13 protein-coding genes are annotated in these 11,623 nt (G+C 62.0%); 6 read left to right on the top strand and 7 right to left on the bottom strand.

The window, feature by feature from the left end; all coding sequences use genetic code 11:
* Positions 1-7: 7 nt before the first annotated feature.
* Positions 8-610, top strand: a complete 603-nt coding sequence (locus tag AC07XZ_RS27515; RefSeq protein ID WP_102688462.1) for an NADPH-dependent F420 reductase — start codon at positions 8-10, stop codon at positions 608-610.
* A 106-nt stretch (positions 611-716) separates the two neighbouring features.
* On the opposite strand, the gene AC07XZ_RS27510 is transcribed toward AC07XZ_RS27515, so the two are convergent.
* The 3 genes from AC07XZ_RS27510 to AC07XZ_RS27500 are packed head-to-tail and all read right to left on the bottom strand — an operon-like array spanning position 717 to position 3,298.
* Positions 717-1,898 carry an acetyl-CoA C-acetyltransferase gene (locus AC07XZ_RS27510; RefSeq protein WP_102688463.1) on the bottom strand — a complete coding sequence of 394 codons (1,182 nt, stop codon included), beginning with the start codon at positions 1,896-1,898 and terminating at the stop codon, positions 717-719.
* A gap of 11 nt (positions 1,899-1,909) precedes the next feature.
* A complete protein-coding gene (locus AC07XZ_RS27505; protein WP_007956272.1) occupies positions 1,910-2,575 on the bottom strand; it encodes a CoA transferase subunit B in 666 nt (221 codons plus the stop codon).
* Positions 2,576-2,599: 24 nt separating this feature from the next.
* Positions 2,600-3,298, bottom strand: a complete 699-nt coding sequence (locus AC07XZ_RS27500) for a CoA transferase subunit A (protein ID WP_102688464.1) — start codon at positions 3,296-3,298, stop codon at positions 2,600-2,602.
* A 284-nt stretch (positions 3,299-3,582) separates the two neighbouring features.
* Between AC07XZ_RS27500 and AC07XZ_RS27495 the strand changes: the two genes are divergently transcribed.
* Entirely contained in the window at positions 3,583-4,473 is an 891-nt protein-coding gene (locus tag AC07XZ_RS27495) for a LysR family transcriptional regulator (protein ID WP_102688465.1), read from the top strand.
* Between the two features lie 229 nt (positions 4,474-4,702).
* Here the strand turns inward: AC07XZ_RS27495 and AC07XZ_RS27490 are convergent, their stop codons facing one another.
* On the bottom strand, positions 4,703-5,545 hold the full coding sequence (locus tag AC07XZ_RS27490) for an NAD-dependent protein deacetylase (RefSeq protein WP_102688466.1): 843 nt from the start codon (positions 5,543-5,545) through the stop codon (positions 4,703-4,705).
* 81 nt (positions 5,546-5,626) lie between these two features.
* Positions 5,627-6,673 (bottom strand): class I SAM-dependent methyltransferase, encoded by a 1,047-nt coding sequence (locus AC07XZ_RS27485; RefSeq protein ID WP_085748248.1) that lies wholly within the window; start codon positions 6,671-6,673, stop codon positions 5,627-5,629.
* Between the two features lie 343 nt (positions 6,674-7,016).
* On the opposite strand from AC07XZ_RS27485, the gene AC07XZ_RS27480 reads away from it, so the two are divergent.
* Together AC07XZ_RS27480 and AC07XZ_RS27475 are read left to right on the top strand one after the other, a co-directional pair.
* Complete coding sequence (locus AC07XZ_RS27480; RefSeq protein WP_102688467.1) at positions 7,017-7,856, top strand: HvfB family MNIO-type RiPP peptide maturase; 840 nt, start codon at positions 7,017-7,019, stop codon at positions 7,854-7,856.
* The gene (locus AC07XZ_RS27475; RefSeq protein WP_102688468.1) at positions 7,849-8,598 is read left to right on the top strand and encodes an HvfC family RiPP maturation protein; all 750 of its coding nucleotides are present in this window, start codon (positions 7,849-7,851) and stop codon (positions 8,596-8,598) included. The genes AC07XZ_RS27480 and AC07XZ_RS27475 overlap by 8 nt, the downstream gene beginning before the upstream one ends.
* Positions 8,599-8,657: 59 nt before the next feature.
* On the opposite strand, the gene AC07XZ_RS27470 is transcribed toward AC07XZ_RS27475, so the two are convergent.
* Positions 8,658-9,965 (bottom strand): ATP-binding protein, encoded by a 1,308-nt coding sequence (locus AC07XZ_RS27470; protein WP_102688469.1) that lies wholly within the window; start codon positions 9,963-9,965, stop codon positions 8,658-8,660.
* A complete protein-coding gene (locus AC07XZ_RS27465; protein ID WP_011333526.1) occupies positions 9,962-10,702 on the bottom strand; it encodes a response regulator in 741 nt (246 codons plus the stop codon). The genes AC07XZ_RS27470 and AC07XZ_RS27465 overlap by 4 nt, the downstream gene beginning before the upstream one ends.
* A 304-nt stretch (positions 10,703-11,006) precedes the next feature.
* Here AC07XZ_RS27465 and AC07XZ_RS27460 point away from each other — a divergent pair, with 304 nt between their 5' ends.
* Together AC07XZ_RS27460 and AC07XZ_RS27455 are read left to right on the top strand one after the other, a co-directional pair.
* Positions 11,007-11,276, top strand: coding sequence for a DUF2790 domain-containing protein (locus AC07XZ_RS27460; RefSeq protein WP_007956290.1), 270 nt, complete (start codon positions 11,007-11,009; stop codon positions 11,274-11,276).
* 29 nt (positions 11,277-11,305) lie between these two features.
* Positions 11,306-11,602: a hypothetical protein gene (locus AC07XZ_RS27455; protein ID WP_102688470.1), complete on the top strand. Its 297-nt coding sequence runs from the start codon at positions 11,306-11,308 to the stop codon at positions 11,600-11,602.
* Positions 11,603-11,623: the final 21 nt, after the last annotated feature.

Raw genomic sequence — 11,623 nt, 5'->3', positions numbered from 1 at the left:
GAACACCATGAGCACTATCGGAATCATCGGCGCTGGCGCCATCGGTTCAGCGTTTGCCAAAGCCTTGTCGCGTCAGGGCATCCCGTTGGTCATCGCCAACAGTCGCGGGCCGGAGACCCTGGCGGAGCTGGTCGCGGAACTCGGCCCGACTGCCCGTGCCGTTAGCCGTGAAGAAGCAGCGGCTCAGGACATCGTGCTGGTCGCGGTGAACTGGTCGAAACTGCCGACCGCACTGGCCGGGCTCCCGGACTTCGGTGGACGGATCGTTATCGACGCCAACAATTCGATTGAAGCGCCATTGTTCAAACCGGTGGATTTGCAGGGGCGGCCGTCCAGCGAAGTGTTCGCCGAATGGGTGCCGGGCGCGCGGGTGGTCAAGGCGTTCAACCACTTGCTGGCGCGTTTGCTGGAAGCGGATCCGGCGTCGGAGGGGGGCAAGCGTGTTCTGTTCCTGTCCGGCGATGATGCGCAGGCCAAGGCTGAAGTGGGAGCGCTGATCGATCAGCTCGGCTTCTTCGGTATCGATCTGGGCGAGTTGAGCGTGGGTGCGCGACTGGTGCAGTTCCCGGGCGGGCCGTTGCCGGTGCTGAATCTGGTGAAATTTGGCTGACGACCGGGCAAAAAAATACCCGGTGCGACGTGAGTCGTACCGGGTTTGTTGCCAACGGGCAGTGGATGTCGTGGATCCGCCGCCCGCTGTTGAACCTCTTTTGCGCTTAAGCGCGTTCCAGCGCCAGGGCCACGCCCTGACCGCCGCCGATGCACAGGGTCGCCAGACCCTTTTTCGCATCACGCTTGATCATTTCGTGGAGCAGGGTCACCAGCACGCGGCAGCCCGATGCACCGATCGGGTGACCGAGGGCGATGGCGCCGCCGTTGACGTTGACCTTGTCCAGATCCCATTGCAGATCCTTGGCCACCGCCAGCGATTGTGCGGCGAAGGCTTCGTTGGCTTCGATCAGGTCGAGTTGGCCGATGCTCCAGCCAGCCTTGTCCAGGCAGCGGCGAGTGGCGGAAACCGGGCCGATACCCATGATCGCCGGGTCGACGCCCGCGTTGGCGTAGGCAGCGATTTTCGCCAGGGCCGGCAGGCCCAGGGCCTTGGCTTTTTCGGCGCTCATCAGAATCACGGCAGCCGCGCCGTCGTTCAGCGATGAAGCGTTGCCGGCGGTGACGCTGCCGTCCTTCTTGAAGGCCGGACGCAGTTTGGCCAGGGATTCGGCGGTGGTGTCGCCGCGTGGCTGCTCGTCGACCTTGAACGCCACCGGATCGCCTTTGCGCTGCGGAATCAGGATCGGGGTGATTTCATCGACAAAACGACCGGCCTCGATGGCAGCGGCGGCTTTCTGTTGCGACGCAGCGGCGAAGGCGTCCTGCTGCTCGCGGCTGATCTCGTATTTCTCGACCAGATTCTCGGCGGTGATGCCCATGTGGTAATCGTTGAACGCATCCCACAGGCCGTCGCTGATCATGGTGTCGACGATTTGAGCGTGACCCATGCGCAGACCGGTGCGCGCGCCCGGCATCACATAGTTGGCCAGACTCATGTTTTCCTGGCCGCCGGCGATGATCACGTCAGCATCGCCGCAACGGATCGCCTGGGCGCCGAGGTGCAGGGCCTTGAGGCCCGAACCGCAAACCTTGTTCAGGGTCATGGCCGGTACGGCGTGGGGCAGACCGGCCTTGATCGCCGACTGGCGCGCCGGGTTCTGGCCGGCGCCGGCGGTCAGTACCTGGCCCATGATCACTTCATCGACCTGAGCACCGTCCAGGCCGGTCTGCTCAAGCAACTGACGGATGACCGCTGCGCCCAGGTCCACGGCGGAGACGGTGGCCAGCGATCCCTGGAAACTGCCGATCGCGGTACGCGTGGCGGCAACAATGACGACGTCTTGCATTTTCGAATTCCTCACTCGGCAGCGAACTGCATTTCCGGTACGTGATCCGGGACGATCAGTTTACCAGCGGTTTTGGCGACGATTTCCTCGACGCTGACGCCAGGTGCGCGTTCCTTGAGGACAAAAGCGCCATTTTCGATTTCCAGGTACGCAAGGTCAGTCAGGACGCGCTTGATGCAACCGGCGCCGGTCAGCGGCAGGCTGCACTGGCTCAGCAACTTGGACTCACCGTCCTTGGACGCGTGGGTCATGATGACGATGATGTTGTCCGCGCCGGCTACGAGATCCATCGCGCCGCCCATGCCCTTGACCAGTTTGCCGGGGATCATCCACGAGGCGATGTTGCCTTGCACGTCCACTTCGAAGGCGCCGAGCACGGTCAGGTCGACGTGACCGCCACGGATCATTGCGAAGGATTCGGCGGAGCTGAAGATCGACGCGCCAATGCGCGCGGTCACGGTTTGCTTGCCGGCGTTGATCATGTCGGCGTCGATGGTGTCTTCAGTCGGGAAAGGGCCCATGCCGAGCAGGCCGTTTTCCGATTGCAGCATGACTTCCATGCCTTCGGGGATGTAGTTGGCGACCAGGGTCGGGATGCCGATACCGAGGTTCACGTAGTAGCCGTCCTGCATTTCGCGGGCGACGCGTTGAGCCATTTGTTCGCGGGTAAGTGCCATGTTCTTGTTCTCCGTCAGCCTGGATTATTTGCGGATGGTGCGTTGTTCGATGCGTTTTTCGAACGTGCCGCAAATGACCCGGTCGACGTAGATGCCGGGCGTGTGGATGTGTGCCGGATCCAGCTCGCCGGGTTCGACGATTTCTTCGACTTCGACCACGGTGATCTTGCCGGCGGTGGCGGCCAGCGGGTTGAAGTTCTGGGCGGTGTGGCGATAGATGACGTTGCCGAAGTGGTCGGCTTTCCAGCCTTTGACGATGGCGAAGTCGCCGGTGATGGACTCTTCCATCAGGTACTTGCGACCGTGGAATTCACGCACTTCCTTGCCATCGGCGACCGGAGTGCCGACGCCAGTAGCCGTGAAGAACGCCGGGATGCCGGCGCCGCCTGCGCGCATTTTCTCGGCGAGGGTGCCTTGCGGGGTCAGTACGACTTCGATGTCGCCTTTGAGCAGTTGCTCTTCGAACAGTTTGTTTTCGCCGACGTAGGAGGCGACCACCTTGCTGATCTGGCGGTCGGTCAGCAGCACGCCGAGGCCGAAGCCATCAACGCCGCAGTTGTTGGAGACGACGGTGAGGTCGCGGGTGCCCTTGCGCTTGATCTCGGCGATCAGGTTTTCCGGAATGCCGCACAGACCGAAGCCGCCGGCGATCACGGTCATGCCGTCTTCAAGACCTGCCATGGCTTCCTCGTAGGAATACACGCGCTTGTCGAAACCTGCCATATGCACCTCTTTTATTGTTTGTCGGGCGGCTGGCTAGCCGAATGACTGGAGTGTCGCGCTGAAGGATATATTTGTTAAGTTGATTTTTAAGGTTGATTGATTGATAAAGCTCAATAATTGACCTCGTTGATCGTTCCCACGCTCTGCGTGGGAATGCCTCTAGGGACGCTCCGCGTCCCAGTGACGCGGAGCGTCACGGGCTGCGTTACCACGCGGACGGTTCGACGCCTCGACGTGGGAACGATCAATGAGGTGTTCAGCTTAGTCCCTTGAGTGAATCGTTCATGACCATCAAGCAGATCCGCGCTTTTCTCGCCGTGGCCCAGAGCCTGAGCTTTGCCGTGGCCTGCGAGCGCCTGCACCTGTCGCAATCGGCGCTGAGCCTGACCATCAAAGCGCTGGAAGAAGGTCTGGGCGGGCGCCTGTTCAGCCGCAACACGCGCAACGTGGCGCTGACCCCGGAGGGCGAATCGCTGCTGCCGCTGGCCCGGCGCCTGATCGCCGACTGGGACAACGCCGAGGACGAAATGCGCCAGCGCTTCAGCCTTCAGCGCGGGCGGGTGACGCTGGCGGCGATGCCGTCGTTTGCCGGTAATCTGCTGCCGCCGATTCTCAAGACCTTCCGCGCGCGTTATCCGAACGTCAACGTTACGGTCAACGACGTGATCAATGAGCAAGTGCTGGAAATGGTGCGCGATCGCCAGGTGGAACTTGGCGTGGCGTTCGAGCCGATGCAGAACACCTCGCTGACCTTCACGCCTCTTTATAAGGATCGCTTCGTTGCGGTGGTGCCGCAGGATTCGCCGCTGGCCGACCGTAGCGACATTGATTGGCAGACCCTGCTGCAGGAACCGTTCATCACCCTGCAACGACCGTCCACGGTTCGGGTGATGCTGGAGGAACACTTGCAGGCCCGGGGCATGAAACTGCCGGTGGAATTTGAAAGCCATCAACTGGCGACAGTCGGGCGCATGGTGGCGAGCGGGCTGGGCGTCAGTGCGGTGCCGGCGTTGTGTGCCGGGCAGATGCGCGAGTTGGGCGCGCATTGCCTGACCTTGCACGAGCCCGTGGTTGAGCGGGCGATAGGCGTGCTGACGGATCCGGGGAATGAACTGTCGGCGGCGGCGCAGGCGCTTTTTGACATTCTCAAGGCTGAGGATTTTGGACATCTTTGAAATCCATCCCCCTCACCCCAGCCCTCTCCCGGAGGGAGAGGGAGCCGACCGAGTCGTGCTGCTTAGTACATCGACCTGAGCCACCGAGTCGATTATGGATTCAGGCTCATCAACTCTTGAGTTCGACTCGATATTTCAGGTCGATGTAACTCTTATATTCAGCGTGGTCAGTTCCCTCTCCCTTGGGAGAGGGGTTAGGGATCGCAAGCCGGACATCTCCCTCCCACCATCAACCATTCATTGCTTGAGCCAACAGCGGTAACAATTCCTCACAACACCCCTCAATCTTCAAATCCAGCAACTCATCCGCCCGCGTCTTCCCCAGATTGATCGCAATCAGCGGCTTGCCCCGATCCGCAATCACCCGGCACAGGCGAAACGCCGAATACGCCATCAACGACGAACCCACCACCAGCATCCCGGCGGCATTTTCCGCCAGCGCCATGGCCCGCGCTGCTGTCGGCTGCGCCACGTTCTCGCCAAAAAACACCACGTCCGGTTTCATCCGTTCGCCTGCGCAATGCGGGCAGTGCGGCACCTGGAAGCGCGCCTCGAAAGCCGGGTCGAGCAGGGTGTCGCCGTCCGGTGCCTGCACGGCATCGACGCCGGCCAGATACGGGTTCTGCGTTTCCATCAGTTGCTGAATCGAATCCCGCTCGCTGCGCTGACCGCAATCCAGACACAGAACCCGGTGCAGGCTGCCGTGCAGTTCGATGACGTCGTGACTACCGGCCTGATCATGCAAGGTGTCGACATTCTGGGTAATCAAACCGCCGATCCGTCCGTGGCTTTGCAGACTGGCCAACGCCTCATGGGCCGCGTTCGGCCGTGCCTGGCGCACGCGCGGCCAGCCGAGCATGGCCCGGGCCCAGTAGCGCCGACGCGATTCCGGGGCAGCGAGGAATTCCTGGTACATCATCGGCTGCCGGCCACGGCGTACGCCGTCAGTGTCGCGATAATCCGGGATGCCCGATGGCGTGCTGATGCCGGCGCCGGTCAGCACAATGAAGTCGCCGTCGGCCATGACCTCTTGCAGATAGTCGAGCGGGTCGGGGAGGGGACGGTCGAGCATGATCAGCGCTCCGCAGGCTGTAAGTGCCTTGCAGGTTAGCACCGACGGACACCTCTTTTCAGAGGCATCCGCTGCCCGAGGTTATTTGCGAGCCTCCAGAATCAGGTTGAACGGCGTCTGCGTCGCACGCCGGAAGTGTTTGAAACCTGCTTCGGTAAACACTTTGCGCAAGCGCGATTCTCCCGCCTGCGCACCGAGGCCGAGCCCCACTTCCTGGGACAGCGAGTTTGGCGTGCAGATGAACGTCGACGCGGCATAGAACAAGCGCCCGACCGGCGTGATGTTTTCGTCCAGGGTGTCGTTGGCAAACGGCTCGACCAGCAGCACCGTGCCGTCGTCTTTCAAGGATTTAAACGCATGCTTTGCCGCACCGACCGGATCGCCCATGTCGTGCAGGCAGTCGAAATAGCAGATCAGGTCATAGTCATCGCCGGGATAGCTTTTCGCCGTGCCCTGGAAGAACCGCGCACGACTGCTGACGCCGCCTTCTTCGGCCCGTTGGGTGGCAACGGTGATCGAAGGCGCGTGATAGTCGAAGCCGACGAACCGCGAGTTGGGATACGCCTGGGCCATGATCACCGTGGACGCACCGTGACCGCAGCCGATGTCGGCGACCTTGGCGCCTGCTTCGAGTTTGGCCACCACGCCGTCCAGCGCCGGCAGCCACTCGGCGATCAAATGCCCCTTGTAGCCGGGACGAAAGAAGCGCTCGGTGCCGGTGAACATGCACGGATGGTGATCGCCCCAAGGCAGGGCGCCGTTGCCGCGCATGGCCTTGACCAGTTTGTCCTTGTCATGGAAAAACGACGCCACCACCCCGAGGCCGCCGGCCACGTACACCGGCGAATCCTCCTTGGCCAGGGCCAGCGCCTGTTCTTCCGGCAAACGAAACTTGCCGTCGTGGTGTTCCATGTAGCCGGACGCCGCGTGGGCGCTCAGCCATTCGCGCACCAGTCGCGGGTTGCAGGTGGTTTTTGCAGCGAGGGATTCGGGGCTGACCGGCTGGCTGTCGGCCATTGCCCGATACAGGCCGAGTTCTTCGCCGACAATGACATTGGCCAGCATCGCCGCGCCGCCCATGTCGTTGACCAGTTTGCCCATGAATTCGTTGAGTCTGGCCTCGTCCATTTCATGTGCTCCTTTGACAGGATCACAGTCCGGTGGCGTTGGGGGTCGAGGCATTCACCACCGGGCGGTGGTCGTGGAAACGGGCAGGGCGACACTGCTGTCCTGCATCCCCCTCGACTGGGTACTGATTGAGTCTAGCCGCTGTTGGCGCCGGCGGGAGCGGGCTGTGTGGATTTCGGGGTTGTGTATCGCGACGGTGTCTGTATCCCACTGTGTACAGGCCCGCCGCCGATACAAATCCCGCCACTTCCCCCGCATTACCCACACAGCCGCGATACACCCGCCGGTTTAACTGAGCCTGTCAGTCGCCGCCCCCGGCGGCTCCTCAGCAGAGACCTTGCCCATGCAGATTCCCCACCCCACCTTGCAGGCCAGTGTCGGGCTCGGCCTGCGTCGCGGCCTGATGAAAGACCTGCAAGCCGCTCGCACCGGCGATTTCGACTTTCTGGAAGTCGCCCCGGAAAACTGGATCGGCGTCGGCGGCGCTCATGGCGCCGCGTTGCGTGAGCTGGCCGAGCGATATCCGTTGTCCTGTCACGGACTGTCGTTGTCGCTCGGTGGTTCGGCGCCGCTGGACGTCGGTTTTCTCCGGGAAGTGCGGACCTTCCTCGATCATCACAAAGTACCGCTGTACAGCGAACACCTGAGCTATTGCAGCGACGACGGTCACCTCTACGACCTGCTGCCGTTGCCGTTCACCGAAGAAGCGGTGCGCCACGTCGCCGCACGGATCCGCCAGGCCCAGGACATTCTTGGCCGGCGACTGGCGGTGGAAAACGTTTCCTATTACGCGGCGCCCCGGCAGGACATGGACGAAGTGACCTTCACCAACGCCGTGCTGCGCGAGGCCGATTGCGATCTGCTACTGGACGTCAATAACGTCTACGTCAATTCGATCAACCACGGTTTCGATCCGCAGACGTTCCTGGCCGCCATCGAGCCGGGCCGGGTGGTCGGGATGCACGTGGCCGGGCATTTCGACGAGTCCGACACACTGAAGATCGACACCCACGGCGCCTCGGTCAAACCGGTGGTCTGGTTGTTGTTGGCAGACGCTTATGGCCGATTCGGTGCGCAGCCAACCTTGCTGGAACGTGATTTCAATTTCCCGGCGTTTTCTGAACTGGTGGCCGAACTGCAAACCGTCCGCCGCCTGCAAGCCGAAGGAGGCCCGCGTGGATAATCTTCTGCTGCAACAACAGGCGTTGACCCGCTATTTGCGCGATCCAGAACATGAAGCGCCACCCGCCGCCATGAACGCGGCGCGGGTCAATGTCTATCGCGATCTGGTGTTCAACAATGTCTCGCAACTGCTGGGCAGCACATTTCCGGTGCTGATCCGGATCATCGGCCAGGAACGCTGGCGCACGTTGATCCGCGGCTTTCTGCGGGACTACCGCGCGCAGACGCCGAAATTCGGTGAGATCGCCGAGGAGTTTGTCGGCTACCTCGCCTCGGAACCTGCCGTGTTGAGCGAGGGCGACTGGCCGGCGTTTCTGGTGGAGCTGGCGCATTACGAATGGGTGGAAATGGTGTTGCAGCAGTCCGACGCCGAAGCCTTGCCGGCGAGCGATCCGGCGCACTTGCTGGATCGGCCGTTGCAGGTTTCGGCACTGGCCTGGCCGTTGGCGTACACCTGGCCGGTGCAAATCCTCAGCCCTGACCATCAACCGTCTACACCACCGGCCCAGCCAACGTTGTTGCTGGTACGGCGTGCGGTAGATTTCAGTGTGAAGTTTTCCGAGCTGAGCCCGCTGGCGTGGCGGTTGTTGCAGCGGATCGAGGAGTTCCCGTTGCTCAATGGTCGTGAGCAACTGCAAGGGTTGGCGTTGGAGGCGGGGTTGCCGGAAACAGTGTCATTCATGGACAGCGGTCTGGCGTTGTTGCAGCAACTGCATGAGGACGGAGTGATCGGCATCAACTGATCTCACCGACAACAAAAAGCCCTGTGAGAGCATTGGCTCCCACAGGGCTTTTTGTTGGTTCAGGCCTGTAGCGGCAATTTCAGCTCCGCACACAACCCGCCACCTTCGCGATTGCTCAGCGTCAGCGAACCGCCCAGCGCCATCGCCAGTTGCTGGGCAATCGCCAGCCCCAGCCCGGTGCCTCCCGTGCTGCGGTTGCGCGAGTTTTCCACGCGGTAGAACGGCTCCATCACCTGGGCCAGTTCTTCTTCGGCGATGCCCGGGCCGCGATCCATGACCTTGATCGAGAGGCCGCTTTTGTCCCGTTGAATCAGCAACTCGGCAGCGCCGGCGAACTTCAGCGCGTTGTCGGTCAGGTTGACCAGCACCCGGCGCAACGCGTGGGGGCGGGTGTCGATGACCGCGTCACTCTTGCCGCTCAACTGCACTTCCTTGCCCATGTCCTGATAGTCGAACACCAGGCTGTCGAGGAACGAATCAAGATTGGTGCGCCGGCTTTCCTCGGTCGAGCCGTGGATGCTGCGGGCGTAGGCCACGCCTTCGCGCACCAGATGTTCCATCTCGCCGAGGTCGTTCCACAGTTTGTCTTTCTCGACCGAATCGTCCATGAACTCTGCCCGCAGTTTCATGCGGGTGATCGGGGTTTGCAGATCGTGGGAGATCGCCGCGAGCAGTTGCATGCGCTCTTTCAGGTACGCGGCGATGCGCGCCTGCATCGAGTTGAAGGCGCGGGCGGCGTAGGCCACTTCATTCGGGCCTTTTTCGTCGAGGTTGATCGGGTGCGCGTTCGGGTCGAGGGTTTCCACAGCGTTGGCGAGGCGGGTAAGGGGGCGGATGGCGATGCGCACCGCCAGCCAGGTGCAGGCGAGCATCAGCGCCAGTTGCCCGAGCAATACCACCGGCAGCCATGGCGACAGCGGCACCATCGACGGGCGCACATCGATGGTCACCGGGCTGCCGTCGCTCAGGCGCAGGTGGCCCTGAAAGTGTTTTTTCGGGCCGGGAATATCGGTGAACGTCAGCGGATAGGCCTCGCCAATTGCGTCGGTGATCGAGGTGACGGCAATCGGCACGTCCTGCGGATCCAGCGGTGTACCCGGTTCGCCTTCGCTCAGCAGATAGCCGTAATTCTTGCGAGCCAGGCGTTTGAGCCACATTGGGCGTTCTTCGGCGGGCAGTCGGTCGAGGATGGCAATCGAGGTCGAAACGTCGGTTTCGAGGTTGCCGAGCATGGTGTTTTTCGCGCTTTCGTAGCGCTCGTAATATTGCGCGCCGAACGACAGCGCCTGAGCGAGGATCAGGCCGATCAGGAAAATCAGCGACAAGCGGGAGGCGAGGGTACGCGGCCAGTGCAGGGCGAGATTCATGCGGGGGCTCCGAGGACTTCGACCGGCAGCGAAAACACATAGCCTTCGCTGCGCACGGTCTTGATGTAGGCCGGTTCGCGGGCGTCATCCAGCAGGCGCTGGCGCAGGCGGCTGACCAGCAGATCGATGGATCGGTCGAACAGATCGGCGTCGCGGCCCTGTGTCAGGTTGAGCAATTGATCACGGCTCAGCACCCGTTGCGGATGGTCGAGGAACACCCGCAGCAAACGGTATTCCGCACCACTGAGCGCGACCATGGTGCCGTCCTTGTCCAGCAGATGCCGGGCGGAGGTGTCGAGCTGCCAGCGACCGAACGCCAGCAGCCGGCCGCTTTCGGTGACCACCAGATTCGGCGGCAGCATCCGGGTGCGCCGCAGGACGGCATTGATCCGCGCCAACAGTTCGCGGGCGGCGAACGGTTTGGTCAGGTAATCGTCGGCGCCCATTTCCAGGCCGAGGATGCGGTCGGTTTCATCATTGCGCGCGGTCAGCATCAGGATCGGTGTGGCCTTGTGTTTGCCCGAGCGCAATTCGCGGCACAGCAGCAGGCCATCGTCGCCGGGCATCATGATGTCGAGCACGATCAGGTCGACGGTATTGGCTTCCAGAAAACTGCGCATCTGCCGGCCATCGGCAACCACCGTGGTGCGCAGGCCGTTCTTCTTCAGGTAATTGCCGACCAGTTCGCGAATCTCGCGGTCATCGTCGACGATCAGGATGTGATCGACATGTTCCATGGGCCAAACCTCAATCAAAGGGGATTGCCAGGCAGTCTATCGAGCCTGCGCGAGGCCGCCTGCCTGCCTTTGTATTGCAGTGTATCCAGCGCTGTGACGGATACACGCCGACGCAAAAAGCGGATTTTTACAGGGTTTTGTATCGCTGTGTATCCCGGGCGCGTGCGGATACGTAGCGATTTATACACGGCATTTGCCGACACATGCGCGATACCTCGCGAGCTTTAAATGAGCTCCATCGAGGCACACACAGAAAGCCTCGGCCCACTCAACGATTCAACCATTGAAGCCCGAGGAAAACGCCATGAACACCAAGACCAAATCGATCGCTGCCGCTTGCCTGTTTGCCGCTTTGAACATCTGCACCCTGTCGGCCCGCGCCGAAGCCGATGTCACCCCGCAAACCTACTCCTACGGCAGCCACCTGGACATCCAGAAAGTCGTGTCGCTGAAACAGGACAACTCGATGACCTGCGGCATCGTCGACGCCCGCCTGACCTACCTCGACTCGGCCGGCAAGACCCAGGTGCTCGACTACCGCAAATTCGCCGACGGCTGCAACGAAGACAACTGATTACCCACCTCTATAAAAGGAACATCGCCATGAACAACGTATCGCGCTATCTGACCGCTGTTGCCTTCTCCCTCGCCGGCGTCGCGGCCCATGCCAACGCTGCCGTCGAACAGAACACCTGTGGCAGCAGCACCTGCTTCCAATTGGCTCCGGTGGCCAAGCCGGGCAGCGACGGCCTGATCGCCGCCGACGGCGCCAGCCGCACACCGCAGGGGCAAATGGTCGCCGCCGACGGTTCCAGCCGTACGCCGCAAGGCCAGACGCTGGCCGAGAACGGTGCCAGCCGCACGCCGCAAAGCCAATGGCTGGACAACCAGACGGCTTGAGGATTGAAGGGGGCTGCCCGT

The sequence above is a fragment of the Pseudomonas sp. GW458-11-26-14-LB4 genome, from assembly GCF_059423925.1.
Note: the sequence above shows the minus strand (reverse complement) of the source record. Positions and strands in the feature narration are given on the sequence as shown.